Source organism: Rhodococcus sp. SB1D (assembly GCF_048573875.1).
Classification (GTDB): domain Bacteria; phylum Actinomycetota; class Actinomycetes; order Mycobacteriales; family Mycobacteriaceae; genus Rhodococcus_F; species Rhodococcus_F qingshengii.
In genome coordinates this window covers 87,975-106,085 of sequence record NZ_JBMAIQ010000010.1, presented here as the reverse complement: position 1 = coordinate 106,085, position 18,111 = coordinate 87,975, and the positions used below count along the sequence as shown (strand labels likewise).

At 62.4% G+C, this 18,111-nt stretch carries 18 protein-coding genes; all 18 read left to right on the top strand.

Annotation, left to right across the window (positions count from 1 at the left end):
• Nucleotides 1–54: 54 nt before the first annotated feature.
• From ACN50D_RS21745 to ACN50D_RS21660, 18 genes are read left to right on the top strand one after another with little or no spacing between them, the layout of a single operon-like run.
• Nucleotides 55–621: a TetR/AcrR family transcriptional regulator gene (locus ACN50D_RS21745; protein ID WP_024487471.1), complete on the top strand. Its 567-nt coding sequence runs from the start codon at nucleotides 55–57 to the stop codon at nucleotides 619–621.
• Nucleotides 618–1,823 carry a cytochrome P450 gene (locus ACN50D_RS21740; protein ID WP_003944019.1) on the top strand — a complete coding sequence of 402 codons (1,206 nt, stop codon included), beginning with the start codon at nucleotides 618–620 and terminating at the stop codon, nucleotides 1,821–1,823. The genes ACN50D_RS21745 and ACN50D_RS21740 overlap by 4 nt, the downstream gene beginning before the upstream one ends.
• A complete protein-coding gene (locus ACN50D_RS21735) occupies nucleotides 1,823–2,629 on the top strand; it encodes an SDR family oxidoreductase (RefSeq protein WP_003944110.1) in 807 nt (268 codons plus the stop codon). Before ACN50D_RS21740 ends, ACN50D_RS21735 begins: the two co-directional genes overlap by 1 nt.
• Nucleotides 2,626–4,020 carry a cytochrome P450 gene (locus ACN50D_RS21730; protein WP_007728646.1) on the top strand — a complete coding sequence of 465 codons (1,395 nt, stop codon included), beginning with the start codon at nucleotides 2,626–2,628 and terminating at the stop codon, nucleotides 4,018–4,020. Before ACN50D_RS21735 ends, ACN50D_RS21730 begins: the two co-directional genes overlap by 4 nt.
• 2 nt (nucleotides 4,021–4,022) lie before the next feature.
• Nucleotides 4,023–4,214 carry a ferredoxin gene (locus tag ACN50D_RS21725; protein ID WP_020907945.1) on the top strand — a complete coding sequence of 64 codons (192 nt, stop codon included), beginning with the start codon at nucleotides 4,023–4,025 and terminating at the stop codon, nucleotides 4,212–4,214.
• 37 nt (nucleotides 4,215–4,251) lie between these two features.
• The gene (locus ACN50D_RS21720; RefSeq protein WP_054782107.1) at nucleotides 4,252–4,803 is read left to right on the top strand and encodes a hypothetical protein; all 552 of its coding nucleotides are present in this window, start codon (nucleotides 4,252–4,254) and stop codon (nucleotides 4,801–4,803) included.
• Nucleotides 4,804–4,808: 5 nt separating this feature from the next.
• Nucleotides 4,809–6,056: a hypothetical protein gene (locus ACN50D_RS21715; protein WP_211921128.1), complete on the top strand. Its 1,248-nt coding sequence runs from the start codon at nucleotides 4,809–4,811 to the stop codon at nucleotides 6,054–6,056.
• Nucleotides 6,057–6,082: 26 nt separating this feature from the next.
• The gene (locus ACN50D_RS21710) at nucleotides 6,083–7,720 is read left to right on the top strand and encodes an acyl-CoA synthetase (protein WP_211921126.1); all 1,638 of its coding nucleotides are present in this window, start codon (nucleotides 6,083–6,085) and stop codon (nucleotides 7,718–7,720) included.
• A 60-nt stretch (nucleotides 7,721–7,780) separates the two neighbouring features.
• Complete coding sequence (locus ACN50D_RS21705) at nucleotides 7,781–9,034, top strand: cytochrome P450 (protein ID WP_211921124.1); 1,254 nt, start codon at nucleotides 7,781–7,783, stop codon at nucleotides 9,032–9,034.
• Between the two features lie 34 nt (nucleotides 9,035–9,068).
• Nucleotides 9,069–9,809: an MlaE family ABC transporter permease gene (locus ACN50D_RS21700; protein ID WP_030536769.1), complete on the top strand. Its 741-nt coding sequence runs from the start codon at nucleotides 9,069–9,071 to the stop codon at nucleotides 9,807–9,809.
• A complete protein-coding gene (locus ACN50D_RS21695) occupies nucleotides 9,806–10,678 on the top strand; it encodes an MlaE family ABC transporter permease (RefSeq protein ID WP_003944051.1) in 873 nt (290 codons plus the stop codon). The genes ACN50D_RS21700 and ACN50D_RS21695 overlap by 4 nt, the downstream gene beginning before the upstream one ends.
• Nucleotides 10,679–10,687: 9 nt before the next feature.
• The gene (locus ACN50D_RS21690) at nucleotides 10,688–11,857 is read left to right on the top strand and encodes an MCE family protein (protein ID WP_211921122.1); all 1,170 of its coding nucleotides are present in this window, start codon (nucleotides 10,688–10,690) and stop codon (nucleotides 11,855–11,857) included.
• Nucleotides 11,854–12,876 (top strand): MCE family protein, encoded by a 1,023-nt coding sequence (locus ACN50D_RS21685; protein ID WP_007728666.1) that lies wholly within the window; start codon nucleotides 11,854–11,856, stop codon nucleotides 12,874–12,876. The genes ACN50D_RS21690 and ACN50D_RS21685 overlap by 4 nt, the downstream gene beginning before the upstream one ends.
• A complete protein-coding gene (locus ACN50D_RS21680) occupies nucleotides 12,873–13,895 on the top strand; it encodes an MCE family protein (RefSeq protein ID WP_245361452.1) in 1,023 nt (340 codons plus the stop codon). Before ACN50D_RS21685 ends, ACN50D_RS21680 begins: the two co-directional genes overlap by 4 nt.
• On the top strand, nucleotides 13,895–15,157 hold the full coding sequence (locus tag ACN50D_RS21675) for an MCE family protein (protein ID WP_007728671.1): 1,263 nt from the start codon (nucleotides 13,895–13,897) through the stop codon (nucleotides 15,155–15,157). Before ACN50D_RS21680 ends, ACN50D_RS21675 begins: the two co-directional genes overlap by 1 nt.
• Nucleotides 15,154–16,287: an MCE family protein gene (locus ACN50D_RS21670; protein WP_211921120.1), complete on the top strand. Its 1,134-nt coding sequence runs from the start codon at nucleotides 15,154–15,156 to the stop codon at nucleotides 16,285–16,287. The genes ACN50D_RS21675 and ACN50D_RS21670 overlap by 4 nt, the downstream gene beginning before the upstream one ends.
• On the top strand, nucleotides 16,284–17,603 hold the full coding sequence (locus tag ACN50D_RS21665) for an MCE family protein (protein ID WP_211921118.1): 1,320 nt from the start codon (nucleotides 16,284–16,286) through the stop codon (nucleotides 17,601–17,603). The genes ACN50D_RS21670 and ACN50D_RS21665 overlap by 4 nt, the downstream gene beginning before the upstream one ends.
• A complete protein-coding gene (locus ACN50D_RS21660) occupies nucleotides 17,570–18,106 on the top strand; it encodes a hypothetical protein (RefSeq protein ID WP_307850446.1) in 537 nt (178 codons plus the stop codon). The genes ACN50D_RS21665 and ACN50D_RS21660 overlap by 34 nt, the downstream gene beginning before the upstream one ends.
• Nucleotides 18,107–18,111: the final 5 nt, after the last annotated feature.

Genomic DNA, 18,111 nt, shown 5'->3' with positions numbered 1-18,111 from the left:
GTAACGTCCAGACACGTGTCCAGCAAACGGGGCGATTCAAGTGGCGGGGGATCGATTGTCTACGAATCCACTCGCAGGCGCCTCACGGGCAAACAGGCGGAAACTGTGGCCAGGCTTGCCGAAGCAACAGTGAAAGTTCTACGCAAACAAGAGTTTTCCGGACTGACTGTCCGTTCGGTTGCGGCCGAAGCGGGCGTAGGAACTGCGACCGCCTACACGTATTTCGCGTCCAAGGAGCATCTCGTCGCAGAGGTTTTCTGGCGAAGACTTCAGAACTCGTCGGCGCCTGATGGCTCAGGGTTGGATCGCACCGCGCACGTGCTGTCTGTACTTCGAAATATCGCGCTGCTTCTCGCGGACGAACCGGAGGTATCGGCCGCCGTGACCAATGCACTGCTCGGATCCGACCCTGAAGTGGAACATCTTCGCGGCCGGATCGGGCTCGAGATCCATCAACGACTCGCCTCGGCGTTGGATCCGAATGGCGAACCCGAAGTGTTGGAAGCGCTCGAAATGCTTTATGCCGGGGCGCTTCTGCGGGCAGGGATCGGCTACGGAACCTACGCGCAAATCGCTGGACGCCTCGAGGCCTCAGCTCTACTGATCCTGGAGAAATCATGACAGAAGCTTTGATCGATCCGGTGGTCTTCAATCCGTACGACTACCACTTTCACGACGATCCGTATCCGACGTACAAGCGTCTGCGCGAAGAATCACCCCTGTATCACAATCCGGACGTGGGCTTTTGGGCATTGTCGCGATATGCGGACGTGGTCGACGGATTCAAGGACAACAAGCGTCTGTCGAGCGCAAACGGAGTATCACTCGACCCCGCTGCATACGGTCCACACGCGCATTATGTGATGTCGTTTCTCGCTATGGATGATCCCCGCCATATGCGGTTGCGCCAGTTGGTTTCTCGCGGATTCACACCGCGGCGTGTTGCGGAGCTCGACGGCCGGATACTCGAACTGACGAAGCAACATCTGATACCCGCGCTGGGCGCGGGGGAGTTCGACTGGATTACGGAGGTGGCGGGAAAGCTGCCGATGGACGTCATCTCCGAACTCATGGGTGTCCCCGAACCCGACCGAGCCGAACTGCGGCGCAAGGCGGATCTGGTGGTGCATCGAGAGGCGGGTGTTCTCGACGTGCCGCAACCTGCGGTGGAGGCTTCGATCAGTTTGATGGGCTACTACAAGGAGATGATCGCGCAGCGTCGCCGATCGCGGACGGACGATCTGACCTCGGCCTTGCTCGACGCCGAGATCGACGGAGACAAGCTTTCGGACCAGGAGATCCTCGGATTCATGTTTCTGATGGTCGTGGCCGGAAACGAGACCACGACCAAGCTTCTCGGAAACGCTCTGTACTGGGGTTCGCACCACCGGGAGCAGATCGCACCGGTCCTCGACGATCCCGAACGAGCCTCGGAATGGGTGGAAGAGACTCTTCGCTACGACACGTCGAGTCAGATCGTGGCTCGGACTTCGGTTGTCGACCTCGAATACCACGGGCGCACCATTCCAGCGGGGGAGAAGGTCCTGCTCCTGATCGGATCGGCCAACCGAGACGCCGACGTCTTCGACGATGCCGACAGCTTCCAGATCGGCCGGAGTTCGTCGGGAAAACTCGCGAGTTTCGGTGGTGGCGTGCACTTCTGCCTCGGTGCCCACCTTGCCAAGCTCGAAGCCAAGATCGCCCTGGCGGAGTTCGGGCGTCGGGTCAGCGACTACGAAGTCGTCGAGTCCGGAATCGAGCGTGTTCATTCGACAAATGTCCGGGGCTTTGCGGCCCTGCCGGTGAAAGTGCAGGTGCGCTGATGCCTCGTTTCGAACCCAATCCTGTTCGCCGGCCGGCACTGATCAGTGGTGCGTCGTCGGGAATCGGCACAGCCACCGCGTATGCCCTGGCCGAACTCGGGCATCCGGTTGCACTCGGTGCGCGTCGAGTCGCCGAATGCGAAGCCATCGCCGAGAAGATCCGCAGCAACGGTGGTGAAGCGTTCGCCCACTTCCTCGACGTCACGGACGGTGATTCGGTCGACGGGTTCGTCTCGGCCGCAGAGGCAGTCCACGGCCCCGCGGAAATCGTCGTCTCCGGTGCCGGAGACCTCGAATTCGGGGCTGCGGACGAGATGAATCCTGAGGCGTTTCTACGGCAGATCCAAGTTCACCTCGTCGGTGCGCAGCGATTGGCGCATCGCGTACTCCCCGGCATGAGGCAACGACAGCGCGGTGACTTCGTACTGATCGGCTCGGATTGTGCCGAGCGCCAGCGTCCACTCATGGGTGCGTACGACGCGGCGAAGGCCGGGCTCGAGGCAATGGGGCGTCAGATGCGAATGGAGCTCGAGGGAACAGGCATTCGCGCGTCGATCGTGCGACCCGGGCCGACACTGACCGGCATGGGGATGGACACGACGCCGGAGATCATCGGACCGGTCGGGGAATCGTGGAGCAAGTGGGGGTTCGCCCGCCATGGTTACTTTCTGCGCGCCTCGGACATCGCCAATGCCATCGTCGCCGTTGTGTCGGCGCCGCGAGGAGCACACATCGTGCTCGTCGAAGTTCAGCCCGAGGCGCCACTGGACAAACTTCCCACTGCGAACTCACAGGAGACGACATGACGCACGGAGTGCAAGAGACGTCGCGAACACTGCCAGAGCCGCCGCGGGTGTCCGGCGGGGATCTCCCGCACGGGCATCTCGAGGAACTGCGAACCGACCCGATAGCGCTCATGCGCCGGGTGCGTGAGGAATGTGGTGACGTCGGCGCCTTTCAACTTGCCGACCGCACAGTGATCCTGCTGTCCGGAGCCGAGGCAAACGAGTTCTTCTTCCGCTCCACCGACGAGGATCTCGACCAACAAGCGGCTTACCCCTTCATGAAGCCGATATTCGGTGAAGGCGTCGTCTTCGACGCCAGCCCGGAGCGGCGTAAAGAGATGCTGCACAACTCGGCTCTGCGCGGCGAACAGATGCGCGGGCACGCCGCCACGATCGGCCGGGAAGTCGAGGCGATGGTCGCGCAGTGGGGAGACGAAGGCGAGATCGATCTGCTCGACTTCTTCGCCGAGCTGACCATCTACACCTCGTCGGCGTGCCTGATCGGCAAGAAGTTCCGCGACGAACTGGATGATAGCTTCGCCAAGCTGTATCACGAGCTCGAACAGGGAACGGATGCATTGGCTTTCGTGGATCCGTACGCGCCGATCGAGAGTTTCCGCCGCCGCGACGAGGCCCGGTTGGCGTTGGTCGCTCTGGTACAGGACATCATGAACGGGCGCATCGCGAATCCTCCGCAGGGCAAGGATGACCGCGACATGTTGGACGTGTTGGTCTCGGTCAAGGACGAGAACGGCGACCTCCGGTTCAGTGCCGACGAGATCACCGGAATCTTCATCTCGATGATGTTCGCCGGCCACCACACGACTTCCGGCACGGCAGCGTGGTCGCTGATCGAGATGTTGCGGCATCCCGACACCATGACGGACGTCGTCGACGAACTCGACAATCTGTACTCCGACGGCGCCGACATCAGTTTTCATGCCCTGCGCCAGATTCCGGTTCTGGAGGCTGTGGTCAAGGAAACCCTTCGACTGCATCCGCCGTTGATCATCCTGTTGCGGGTGGCACGTGGAGATTTCGAAGTGGGCGGCTTCGAGATCCGAGAGGGCCATCTTGTCGCCGCGACACCCGCGATCTCCAATCGAATCGCCGAGGACTTTCCCCGGCCGGACACCTTCGATCCCGGGAGGTACATCGACCCGAATCAAGAGGACATCGTCAACCGCTGGACGTGGATTCCGTTCGGAGCCGGCCGGCATCGCTGCGTCGGCGCTGCGTTCGCCCAGATGCAGCTCAAAGCGATCTTCTCGATCCTGCTGCGGGACTTCGAGTTCGAGATGGCGCAGCCGTCGGAATCCTACCGAAACGACCACAGCAAGATGGTCGTCCAGTTGCAGCAGCCGTGCGCGGTGAGGTACCGGCGCAGAACACGTCCCGGGCGTGAGGGGTGATCATGCACGTCGAAGTCGACCTCGACCTGTGCCAAGGCCATGCGGCATGCGAGCTGGAGGCACCGGAGATCTTTGTCGTCCCGAAGCGGGGGAAGGTCAGTCTTCTGGACTCCGACCCACCCGAGTCGCTCCGCGGTGAAGCCGAGATGGCGGTCAGGTACTGCCCGACCGGCGCCCTGAGAATTGTCGATTGATTGCAGCGAATTCATGTGCTCGAGGGAGGAAGTTCAGATGACGGGTTTCGACCGCGCAGAGCTCGACGAGATGGTCCAACGCTGGATCGAGGCGAACAAAAAGGCCGAAGCCGCCGGCGATTGGAAACCGTTGGCGGACATGTATACCGAGGACGCCACGTACGGGTGGAACTACGGCCCCAAGCAGGATTTCATGGCGGTGGGGCGCGGGGAGATTCGTGAAGTCGCGCTCGGTCTCGAGATGAAGGGCCTCGAAGGCTGGGAGTATCCGTATCAAGACTTTGTGATCGACGACCGTAGCGGAAACGTGATCGGCTTGTGGAAGCAGATTTCCGATGCCAAGCGTGAGGACGGTAGCAACTACTCCGTCTACGGTATCGGTGGTAGTTGGTTCCGCTACGGCGGGGATTTCCAATGGTCCTGGCAGCGTGACTTCTTCGATTTCGGGAACGTGTCGGCACTGTTCATGGAGATGATCGGCAACAATGCTCTCTCGAAGGGGATGCAGGGGCGGATCCAGCGATCGATCTCGGGCGACCCGCTACCGGGCTGGTATCCGGTGGGCACCGCGCCGGTCCCGCTGTGGTGAGTCCGATGACGGTGCGCGATTCCTTCGAGACACTCTCGCAGCGCGACCTTGCCGTGTTGGTGCCCGAGTTGCTCCTGTGCGGGCAGCTGATCGATCGCTCGGGCATGGCGCATCTGATCGTCGAATTCGGACGCGAGGGTATGGCGCAGGTGGCCGTCGAGGAGTGGGAATCGGCCAGCCCCTGGTACACCCGCCGCATGCAGAAGGCTCTCGGATACGAGGGCGACGACGTCGTGACGATCTTCAAAGGGTTACAACTCGACATCGGCGCTCCGCCACAGTTCATGGACTTTCGATACCGGGTCGACGATCCGCTGCACGGTGAGTTCTGGCTCGATCATTGCGGAGCACTCATGGACGTCGAGCCGTTGGGTGATGAGTTCGTGACCTCGATGTGTCACGACATCGAGGATCCGACTTTCGATGCGACAGCCATCGCGACCAACCCGCACACCCAGATCCGGCCGATTCACCGACCACCGCGCAGGCCCGCGGACCGACATCCGCACTGCGCCTGGACCGTTTCCATCGACCCGTCGCACACGCCTCCCGTGATGACCGCGCACACCGAGCAGATCGGACGCACCGCCGCGGTGACGGTCGAGCTGAGCCCGATCGATCACGGTGGGGACGGTAGGGCGGACTACTCGGGTCCGTTGTTGTCCGACCTGAGGTTTTCCGACTTCTCGCGATCAGCCTTGGTTCGCATCGCAGAGGAGATCTGCGTGCAGCATCATCTATTGGCGTTGGGCTTTCTGGCAGCGGTTCGCCGCCGTGCCGACGAAGGCAAGGCTCGCGAGATCACGCGAAAGCAATTGACCGGAATCGCGGGAGTTGCGGCACAGCGTATTCGAGATGCGCTCGGGCTTCCTTCGACGCTGGAATCGTTGGCATTGGTCCTGTCCGTGCATCCCTTGCTGAATCCGAAGCAGTATGTGGAGAGCGAGGTCCGACAGGACGGCGGTGCTCTGGAGCTGCGGATCTCGCGAGAAGCTCTTGTCGACCGCGACGGCGGTTGGCCGACCTTGCTCGGCAGCGAGCACCTCGATCCCCTCCAGGCTTTGGTCCGCGGCGTGAATCCGCACTTCACCGTGAGAGTGGTGGCCGAAGATGCCGCGGGGCTCCTTCTGGCCGTCGACATCACCGAAGCTCCCGCTCCGGAATGCGTCGAAGTCGCCATCACGAAGGTCAGTACCGGCGCGGCATTCGTATTCGAAGATCGCGGAATCCCTTTGCCTCTCTTCGTCGTCTGACCGGCCGAACCCGAAGGACTCAACCTATGGCGTACACGTTTGCAGACCTGTTCGAGCATTCCGTCGATGCGATGCCCGATCGCCTCGCGCTGATCGTTTCCGGCGAGGAGGTGACATACCGTGAGCTCGACGAGCGGGCCAACCGATTGGCGCATTACTTCCAGTCCGTCGGGTTAGGTGTCGGTTCGCACATCGGTATTCAACTGCACAACTCGATCGAGGCGATGGTTGCTGTCCTCGCGGCCTTCAAGATCCGCGGGGTTCCCATCACGGTGAACTACCGCTACACGAGCGACGAATTGGTTTACCTGTACGAGAACGCGGATCTCACGGCGTTGGTTTTCCATCGTGGTTTCGCTGAGCGGGTCGCCGAGGCGTTGGTGGCCACGCCGCGGGTCAAGTACGTGATCGAGGCGGCGGACGAACTCGCTCTCGGGAACGAACCGTCGATTCCGGGGGCAGTGGCGTACGAGGATGCGCTCGGCAACCAATCCCCGCTGCGCACAGGTGAACATGCATTTCCCGAGCGTTCCGGCGACGACGTCTACGTTCTCTACACCGGCGGAACAACCGGACGACCGAAAGGCGTCGTCTGGCGGCAGGAAGACATCTGGCGCGTATTGGCCGGCGGTTACGACTTCTATTCGGGTGAGCCGATCGCCGACGAGTACCAGCAGTCGCGCGGTGGCGCCGCGGCAGCCGAACCGATGCGGTGGTGCATGCTTCCACCGCTGATCCACACCTCGGCACTGATGCCGACGTTCAACGCTCTGTTCTCTGGTAACACCGTCATCTTCGAACCTAAATTCGATGCGGCACAGGTCTGGAAGGTCGTCGCCGAATATCGCCCGCAGGTCATGGTCATCACCGGCGACGCCATGGGCCGTCCACTGGTCGAAGCCCATCACGAATTGCAGCCGGACGCGTCGAGCCTGGCTGTGCTCGCCTCCGGCGCTGCGCTCTTCTCCGGATCGGTCAAAGATGCGTTCTTCGACGTCTTTCCGAATCTGATGATCTCCGATTCGGTTGGATCGTCCGAAACAGGCTTCGGCGGAATCGGATTCGCAACCAAAGGGTTGGAGCAGCGTGGCGGACCCAAAGTGGGTGCCAACAGATTCACGGTCGTCGTCGACGATGACAACCGAGTGTTGGAGCCGGGCTCGGGCGCCGAAGGATGGCTGGCGAAACTCGGAAACGTTCCACTCGGCTACTACAAGGACCCGGTGAAGTCGGCCGAGATATTCCGAGAGGTGAACGGCGCACGGGCAGTGGTGACCGGAGACCGGGCGCGGATCGAGGACGACGGCTCGGTCACCCTCCTCGGACGGGGAAACATGGTGGTCAACACCGGCGGCGAGAAGGTCTTCGTGGAAGAAGTCGAAGCCGTGGTGAAGGCCCATCCCGACATCTACGACGCGACAGTGATCGGTGTTCCGGACGAGCGGTGGGGCAATCGGGTGGCGGCGGTGCTTCGCATCCGCGACGGTGTGGAACCGGATTTCGAATCCATCGAGAAGCACGCCCGCAGTCACCTCGCCGGCTACAAGATTCCGCGTTCCTTCTGGATCGCCGACGAGGTCGTTCGAGCGCCGAGCGGCAAGCCGGACTACCGCTGGGCCAAGGAGTTCTCACAGAACAGCGACCCGGTCCACCGGATCGACTAGCGCTCACACGCAACACCCGGCACCCGGCACCCGGCACCCATCCGTAAAGGAGCATCTGCAATGCCTGAGATCGACCTTCCCGACGGGTTCGACGTGACCGACCCGCATCTGTACGGCGAGCGCGTCCCGCTTGCCGAGTTCGCCGAACTACGACGATGCGCTCCGGTCTGGTGGAACGCCCAGGAACCGGGTACCGGCGGATTTCACGACGGTGGTTGCTGGGTTGTCTCCCGCCACGCAGACGTCCGCGACGTCTCGTTGCGCAGCGAGGAGTTCTCGAGCAACGTCAACGGCTGCATTCCGCGGCATGAAGACAACATCTCGGCGGAGGAGTTGGAGGCGACAAAACACGTCCTCATCAACAAGGACGCCCCTGAGCACACACAGCTGCGCAAGTTGGTGGCACGCTTGTTCACTCCGCGGTCGGTGGAAGCGATGCGGGCCGGGTTGGAAGCGCGGGCAGAAGACATAGCGTCGGCTGCCGTGGCGGAAGGTAGCGGTGATTTTGTCAGCCAGGTCGCCAGCGAGTTACCCATGCAGGCGATCTCGGAGCTGATCGGTGTACCGCAGGACGGGCGCCGTCAGCTGTACGAATGGTCGAATCAGATGACGGGATACGACGACGAGTCACTCGCCGGCGAGTCTCGGATGGCGTCGGCGCAGATATTGGGCTACGCCTATCAACTGGCTGAGGTGAGACGGGAGGAACCGCTCGACGACATCATCTCGCGCTTGGTGCATGCCGACATCGACGGGCAGAAACTCACCCCGGAACAGTTCGGTTTCTTCGTCATCATGTTGGCTGTCGCAGGCAACGAAACGACGCGAAACGCAACGACACTCGGCATGATGGCATTCCTCGAGCATCCGGATCAGTGGGAACTGTACAAGCGCGAGCGTCCGCGCACCGCCGCGGACGAGATCATCCGCTGGGCTTCGCCACTGACGTCGATGCAACGAACAGCAGTGGTGGACACACAGATTGCCGGCACTGCGATTGCGAAGGGGCAGCGCGTCGTACTGCTCTACGGCTCGGCGAACTTCGACGAAACCGTCTTCGGGAACCCCGACGTCTTCGACATCACCCGAGACCCGAACCCGCACCTCGCGTTCGGAGGAACCGGGCCGCACTACTGCGTCGGCGCCAACCTGGCCAGAATGGAGGTCGATCTGATCTTCGGCAAGATCGCCGATCACATGCCCGACATCAGCAAGCTCGGCGATCCGAGCAGGCTCTCGTCCGGTTGGCTCAACGGGATCAAGGAATTCAAGGTCGACTACGGCAACTCCACGTCATGCCCTTCGGGGCATTGACGTGTACAGCGGAAGAGTTGCACTTGCGGGCCCGATGCGCGAACTCGGCCAGTTCTACCGGATGGGCGCCGATGTCGCAGTGGGCTTGTTCCGCACCCGCTTTCAGGTGCAAGAGTTTCTCGAGCAGAGTTGGATGATCGCCCGGGTGTCGATCGTGCCGACAGTGTTGGTAGCCGTGCCGTTCACGGTCCTGGTGAGTTTCACCCTCAACATCCTTCTCCGCGAGATCGGTGCCGCCGACCTCAGCGGCGCCGGGGCCGCGCTCGGCGCCGTGACTCAGGTCGGTCCGGTGGTGACGGTGCTGATCGTGGCAGGTGCGGGCGCGACAGCCATCGCCGCCGATCTGGGATCGAGAACGATTCGTGAAGAGATCGACGCCATGGAGGTGCTCGGGATCGATCCGATCACTCGGCTGGTGATTCCTCGGGTGGTCGCGTCGACCGTGGTGGCTTTGCTGCTCAACGGACTCGTCTGCGTCATCGGCATCGCCGGCGGTTACGCCTTCTCGGTGTTTCTCCAGGGCGTGAACCCTGGCGCCTTCGTCGAGGGAATCACGTTGCTGACCGGCCTGCCCGAGGTGGCGTTGTCGATGGTCAAAGCTGCACTGTTCGGGATGCTGGCGGGATTGGTGGCCTGCTATCGCGGACTGTCGGTACGGGGTGGGCCGAAAGGCGTGGGGGAGGCCGTCAACGAAACGGTGGTGTACGCATTCATGGCGTTGTTCGTCGTCAACACCATCGTCACCGCGGTCGGCATCCGATTGACGGCGGGGTGATCGAGGTGACGCTGTCGGATTCGCTGGCACAAATCGGCAAGTTCGGACGCACGCGGGCGCGGGTGGCTCGAACGTCACGCTCGATCGACGACGTCGGGCGACAAGCTGTCTTCTTCGCGCGCGCCATCGCTCACATCCCGTGGGCAATTCGCAAACACCCTAAGGAAGTGTTGAGACTGGTAGCCGAGATCAGCATGGGCACCGGAGCTTTGGCAGTGATCGGCGGCACGGTTGCGGTCGTAGGATTTTTGACTCTCGCCTCGGGCGGCACCATTGCGATCCAAGGTTTCAGCTCACTGGGAAATATCGGAGTCGAAGCGCTCACCGGATTCTTCTCCGCCTTCATCAACGTTCGTATCGCTGCGCCGGTCATCGCGGGAATCGGCCTGTCGGCCACGATCGGCGCAGGTTCGACCGCGCAGATCGGTGCCATGCGCATCAGTGAGGAAATCGACGCCCTCGAATCGATGGCGATCAGTTCGGTCCCGTACGTCGTCAGCACCCGCGTCACCGCAGGGATGATCGCGATCTTGCCGCTGTACTCATTGGCGCTCGTAGGATCTTTTCTGGCCGGAAGGTTCACCACGGTGGTGCTGTTCGGTCAGTCCTCCGGTCTTTACGACCACTACTTCACGACGTTCCTCGATCCGGTCGATGTCGCATGGTCCTTCGTTCAAGTGCTCGTGATGGCACTACTGGTGATGCTGATCCACACGTACTACGGATACAACGCGTCCGGGGGACCGTCGGGCGTGGGAACTGCAGTGGGCCGCGGGGTTCGGCTCTCGCTGATCTGCGTCGTGGCGGTGACCCTGCTCGTCTCACTCGCGCTCTACGGCGGTTCCGGCAACTTCAATCTGTCCGGTTAGGGGGACTGCGTGCACAGATACGGCTACAAGTTGGCTGCTCTGGGCTTGGCTGCGGCGATCGTCGGGGTCATCGCGTTGTCGGTCGCGTCTTTCAACCAGGTGTTTGTCGCTCGCGTCCCGATCACGGTGATCGCGGAGCGCGCGGGGCTCGTGATGGATCCGGGCGCGCGGGTGAAGATGGCCGGGGTGACCGTGGGCTCGGTGGAGTCCATCACGCCGACTGACGACGCCACCGCACAACTGTCGTTGTCGATCGATCCCGAAGCGCTCGAATCGATTCCGTCAAACGTGAATGTGGCGATCACGTCGAACACGGCCTTCGGCGCGAAGTTCGTCAGCCTGTCCTCGCCGGAGCAGCCGAGTAGTGCGCGACTTGCCGCCGGAGCGACGATCGACGCATCCCGGGTGACCGTCGAGCTGAACACGGTGTTCGAGAAACTCACCACCGTGCTCCGGACGGTGGACCCGGGCAAACTCGATTCGGCATTGGGTGCCCTCTCGACTGCTCTGCAAGGACGCGGCGAACGGCTCGGGGTCGCACTCGAACAAGCAGATTCCTCCTTGCTCGAATTCAACACTGCACGTGAGGCTCTCGATCATGTGTTGACGGACCTGCCAGCCGTCACGCAGACCTACCGCGACGCTGTTCTCGACTTGATGGACACCCTCGACTCGCTCACGACGACGGGATCCACTGTTCTCGACGAGCAGCAGAATCTTGATCTCCTCTTGCTCAACGTGATCGGGCTGGCCCGCACCGGCGAGGACATACTGGGAGCCAACGCCGACGGCGTCGACACCGTTCTGTCGTTACTGCGGCCGACCACCGCACTGCTCGAGGAATACTCCCCGGTGATTCCCTGCATGTTCCACGGACTGCAGGAGAGCAAGAAGATCGGCGACGGCGCCTACAACGGACAACCAGGAATCAAGATGTCGATCGGTCTGATCGCCGGAACCGAACCGTACCGATATCCCGACGACCTCCCGAAGGTCGCGGCAACAGGTGGCCCGCAGTGTATGGGCCTTCCACTGCGCGACCCGAACGTCAATGCTCCGTACCTGGTGACCGACACCGGGGTGAATCCGTTTGCGCCCGAGCGTCAGCCGAATGGTGGGCAACCGATGAACACGGTCCCGGATCTGATGAGCTACCTGTTCGGGACGGAGATCCGATGAAAGTTCGTGGGTACACCGTCAAGTTCGGAATTTTTGTTCTGGTGATGATCCTCGTCAACGCCGGGCTGATCCTCGTGTTCGGCCAGATGCGAGGTGGCGACGCGAGGTCGTACTCGGCGGAGTTCGTCAACGCCTCCGGGCTCAGAGCCGGCGACAAGGTGCGCATCGCCGGTGTGCCGGTCGGTTCTGTCGGCTCCGTCGAATTCGGTGGGAATCACCGTGCCCACGTGAGTTTCAGTGTGGATACGGGTGACACCGTGACCGTATCGACCAGAGCCGCTGTTCGATATCAGGATCTGGTGGGTAATCGATACCTCGAATTGCTCGACGATCCGGGGATCGCGGAACCGCAACCGGAGGGCGAGAGCATCCCCGTCGATCGCACCGCACCGGCACTCGACCTCGATGCGCTACTCGGTGGTTTCAAGCCGCTGTTTCAAGCCCTGGACCCGGAGCAGGTCAACGCGTTGTCGATGTCCTTGCTCGAGGTGTTTCAAGGCCAGTCCGGAACTGTGGCATCGGTGCTGGCGCACACCGGATCGATTACGAACACTCTCGCAGACCGCGACCAACTGATCGGTCGAGTGATCGGCAACCTCGACGGTGTGCTCAGCGAATTGCGCAGCCGCGGTGGTCAGTTCAGTGACACTCTCGATCACCTACAACAGCTGGTCAGCGGGCTCGCGGCGGACCGGGAGATGATCGGGACTGCCGTCGAGAGTGTGAACACCGCATCAGGCACCTTCGCCGATCTCCTCGCCGGAGTTCGCCCGGACATCGCGGGAAACCTGTCGAAGCTGGACGCAAGCCTGAATCCGCTGATCGAGCAACAGAGTGAGCTCGATCGGATTCTCGCGTCCATGCCCTCGAACTACAAGCAGCTGATCCGAGTCGGCTCGTACGGGTCGTTCTTCAACTTCTATCTGTGCGGAATCGCACTGAAGGTCGACGGTGCCGACGGTACGCCGCTCACTGTCGACCTGGTGGATCAGACGACCGGAAGGTGCGCACCACGATGAGAGAGATGGCACAGAGCCAGGCCGTACGCGTGGGGGTCGTGGGTTTGGTCGTCACGGCCGCCGTCGTATTGGCATCGCTCCAGTATCAGAATCTGCAGTTCCTGAAATCGAGTGTCGGGTACAGCGCGGTGTTCGCCGACGCCAGCGGTCTCGCGCCGGGAGACGAAGTCAACGCCGCCGGAGTGAAGATCGGAACGGTGGATCGGATCGAGGTCGAGCACGGACTCGCGCGCGTGGATTTCACACTGGAAGGCTCGATCGGTTTGGGAGAAAGCACATCGGCGGCCGTCACCACGATGTCGTTGCTCGGCAAGCGAGCGGTATCGCTCGATCTGGACGGTCCGGGAAGGATCGCGGTCGGCGGCGAGATCCCGGTCGAGCGAACAAGATCGGCGTACTCGCTGCCCGACGTGCTCGGTGACCTCACCACGACGGTCGAGGACATCGATCTCGACCAACTCTCCGAATCGCTCGACGCAGTGGGGCAGGTGATGTCCGACAGTGCGCCGAACCTGAGGCCGGCGCTGGACGGTGTCGCACGGATCTCCGACAGCGTCAATAGACGCGACGACATGTTGCGCACCTTGCTGTCCGATGCAAACGACGTCGCCGGGACGCTGGCCGAGCGTGGACCACAGGTCAACGCGCTACTCGTCGACGGCAACGCCTTGTTGGGAGAACTGGATCGGCGACAGGCGGCGCTGGGGGAAGTGATCACGAACATCTCGGCGTTGTCGACCCAGCTGAGCGGACTCGTCCACGACAACGAGGCGCAATTGCAGCCGGTCCTCGGCAAACTCGACACGGTTGTCGGAATTCTGCAGAACAACAAGGACAACCTTTCTCAGGGAATCGACGGTCTCGGTACGTACGTGGGCACGCTCGGTGACACCGTGGCCAGCGGCCCCTTCTACTACGCCTACGTCCAGAACCTGGTGCCAGCGCAATACACCCAACCGTTGATCAACGCGATGTTCGGGCTACCACCTGCGCCGCTACCGATTCCGGAGGTTCGATGATGGGTGCCTTACGAGTTCGCAAACCGGTGAACTGGCGTCGAATCGCCGTCGTTGGTGGAAGCGTCATCGGTGCGGCGATCGTCGTCGTGTCGGGATACCTTGCGGTGCAACATCTGCGCTACTACAACGTGACGGCCTACTTCACCTCGACGACCGGTCTGTATGTCGGTGACGACGTTCGTGTCGTGGGAGTCGACGTCGGCCGCGTCACCGCGATCGCCCCACAGGGAGATCGAATGCGCGTCGAACTGAAATTGGCGCGCGAGGTTCCCGTCGCCGAGGACGCGAAAGCGGTGATCGTTGCCCAGTCGCTGGTCTCGGCCCGCTTCGTGCAGTTGACGCCGGCGGTGACGGACGGCGCCGACGCACTGAATGACGGTGCGGAGATCCCACTCGACAGAACGGCCGTCCCGGTCGAGTGGGACCAGATCAAGGAACAGCTGGGCCGGGCTGCCGATGCTTTGGGTCCCGTCGGGGACGATCGCGGTCCCGCCGCCAACTTCCTCGACGGTGCCGGATCCGCACTGGCCGGCAACGGGGAAGCGCTGGGGCGCTCGGTGACCGAACTCTCGGAGGCTATGAGCACACTCGACGAAGGCGGAGCCGATCTGTTCGGCACCATCCGCGGCCTGCAGACCTTCACGACCGCACTCGCCGCAAGCGACGAACAGATCGTTCAGTTCCAAGGACGACTGGCAAATGTCTCGAGTGTGCTCGCCGAGAGCCGGACGCAATTGGCTCCGGCTCTCGCCGATCTGGACGCCGCCGTCGTCGACGTACAGCGGTTCGTCGAACAGAACCGAACCGGCTTGACGGAGCAGATCGCGAAGTTGGCCGACGTGTCCCACGTACTGGTCGACAAGCGCGCAGGCCTCGAGAAGGTACTGCATCTGGCTCCGACAGCGTTGTCGAACTACTACAACGTCTACCGGCCGGCCCAAGGAGCGATGGTGGGTGTGCCCGCATTCCAGAACGTCGGCAACCCGATCGACTTGATCTGCGGCGGAATCGCCGGCCTGGCCAACGACACCTCGAAGAAGGGCGCGGATTTGTGCATCGAATACCTCGGCCCGTTGCTCAACACGATCAAGGCCAACTACCCGGACCTGAGCATCAATCCGACCCGGGCGCTCGGCGCTCTTCCGGACCAACTGGTGTACAGCGAGCCTGATCTGGAACCGACTGGCGCCTTGGGCTTTCCGACGGTACCGGTGGCGTCTGATCTGACCGGCTTGCTCATGCCGTCGACAGGATCACGATGACTGGCCGCCGGTGGGGAACAGTGTGTGTGGCGGCGAGCGCCGTGCTCGTTCTGACGGGTTGTCAATGGAGCGGGCTGAATTCGGTGTCGCTGCCGGGCGCGGCCGGCCGCGGTGAGGGAAGTTTCTCGGTCGTGATCGAGATGCCGGACGTCACGTCGATCAGTCCCAACTCTCCGGTCATGGTCAACGACGTGACAGTCGGAAGTATCAGTGCGATCGAGACCGACAACTGGCACGCACGGGTGACGGTTGCGCTCGACGGCTCGGTGTCCCTGCCCGCCAATGCGACGGCCAAGATCGGCCAAACCAGCCTGCTCGGGTCCAAACACGTTGCGCTTGCGCCGCCTACCGATGTTGCGCCGGAAGGGCGGTTGTCGGAGGGATCGGTGATCCCCCTCGCGTCGGCCGGCGTCTATCCCACCACCGAGGAAGCGTTGACGGCACTGTCATTGGTCCTCAACGGCGGCGGGCTCGCTCAGATTCACAGCATCACCACGGAGCTGAACACGGCGCTCGGCGGACGGACCGACGCGGCTCGCGACCTGCTGAGTCAGATGGATACCGTGACCGAAACACTCGACCGCCAACGTGATGCGATGGTCACGACCATGGAGAATCTCGACGTCTTCGCCGGTGAAATCACGGCCCAGCGAGACGTTCTCGGTGAGGCGTTGGAGACCCTTGATCCGGCCTTGGCGGAACTCAGCGCCCAACGCGTCGACCTGACCACCGCCCTCGATGCGGTCGGCAGGTTCGGGGACGTCGGGACCGATCTGGTCGACCGGACCCGCGACGATTTGAAAGCCAATTTGAGCGCCTTGGAATCGACGCTGCAGAAGGTGGTCGAAACAGGACCGGACCTGATCAACAATTTGGGCAACCTGAGTACCTTCCCCTTCCCCCAGACGACCATCGACGACGGAATGCGCGGCGATTACACCAATCTGTGGGCGCTGATCGACCTCACGAGTAATCGCCTCCAGTCAGGTCTCGGCTTCGGTACGCCGTTCGGGGCGCCGCAAACCCCCGTGGAGAACGGAGTACTGGTCGATCCCTTGACCGCCCCACTCGGCACAGGGCAGCCCGGCCCACCTGGCACAGCGCAGCCCGCCCAGGGAGGTGGACGATGATTCTCACGAAGTTGGTGCGAAGGCAATTGACGATCTTCGCGATCCTGGCGGTGATAGGCATGAGCGCAGCGGCTATCTCGTACCTGAGAGTTCCGACCATGCTCGGAATCGGGCGCTATTCGGTGACAGTCGAACTGCCCGACGCCGGTGGCCTGTATCGGAACGCGAACGTGACCTATCGCGGCGACACCATCGGTCAGGTCAGATCGGTGCGTCTGTCTCCGGGAGTGGTACGCGCCGAATTATCTTTGGAGAGTGCGGTTCCCGTTCCCTCCAGCGGGCTCGCAGTAGCGGTGCGAAGTGTGTCGGCCATCGGCGAGCAATACGTCGACATGCAACCGAGAACCGCGGACGGACCGTTTCTGGCCGACGGAGACGTGATCGGCCCCGACGCTGTCACGATCCCGACCGAGATCGGACCGGTCCTCGATCAGGCGCAGGCGATGCTCGCATCGGTACCGCAGGACAAGTTGCGGTCGGTGATCGACGAGTCCGCGGCAGCATTCGGTGGCAGGGGAGAGGACCTGGCTCGTCTGCTGGATTCGACCACCTCGTTCGTCGATCAGATGTCTGCTGCCACAACCCCGGCCACGACGCTCGTACAGCAGTTGGATCCGCTCCTGCAGACACAGGTGGTGACGGGCGATCAGATTCGCCAGTGGGCGTCCAGTGTCGCTCAACTCAGTGGACAGTTGGAGGTCGCCGACGGGTCCGTGCGCAATATCCTCGAGACCGGACCGGGCTTCGCGACTGAAGCCGACCTGCTGTTTCAAGGCCTCAAACCCACTTTGCCTGTGCTGCTTGCCAATTTCACCAGCACCGCTCAGGTGGCTTTGACGTACAACGCCGGTTTGGAGCAGGTGCTCGTCATCTTGCCGCCACTGGTCGCGGCACAGGAAACCGTCGTACAACGCGGGCAGGTGGACGGCGCCGCGAACGTCAACTTCCACCTCCAAGCGCAGGACCCCGCGGCGTGCTCGACCGGTTACCTTCCGGCCGATCAGCGACGGGACCCGACCCAGATGAGTGTGCCGGACACCCCGGCTGATCTGTACTGCAAAGTTCCGCAGAACTCGGTCTTCGCAGTTCGTGGATCCCGGAACATTCCCTGTATGGAGGTACCGGGCAAACGAGCACCGAGCCCGGAGATCTGTCGGAGCCCCGAAGCGTACGTGCCGTCGGGGACCAATGCTCCCGGCGAGTTGTACACCGGGCCTGACGGTGTCGACTATCAACACACGGAATTAGCTCCTGCTGCTTCCGATTCGGGGGAGGGTGAGCCGTGGCAACAGTTGCTGACGCCGACGAATCGTTGAGAGGTGAGGTGCTGGATCCGGTCGGAGGGAAGCGCGGTGTACTCACTGCCCTGGTCTGGATTGCACTCGCGGCTCTGAGCGTCGTTGTCGTCTTCGGTGCTCTGGCAGTTCGATCGGACCGCGCGCGAGAGTCCCAGCGTCAAAAGTACGTCGACGGTGCGGTCGCAGGAGCCCTCGCTCTGATCGACGTTCACTCCGCCACAGTCGACGAGGACCTCGAGACACTGCAGTCGCTGAGTACGGGAACCTTTGCCGACGAACTGAAGTCCGGCGAATCTGCGTTCGTCGCGTCCATCCGTGATTTTGCCGTCGATTCCGACGGGCGTGTCGACACCGCAGCCTTGGCATCGGAATCCGGTAACTCGGGGGTGGTGCTGATCGCGGCATCTGCTCAGGTCGGCAATTCAGCGGGAGAGTCTTCGGCGCGCACCTACCGTCTGCGCGTCGGTGTCGAGGACGTCGACGGGCGGGTACTGATGTCGAGTGTGGAGTTCGTGCCGTGAAGCGC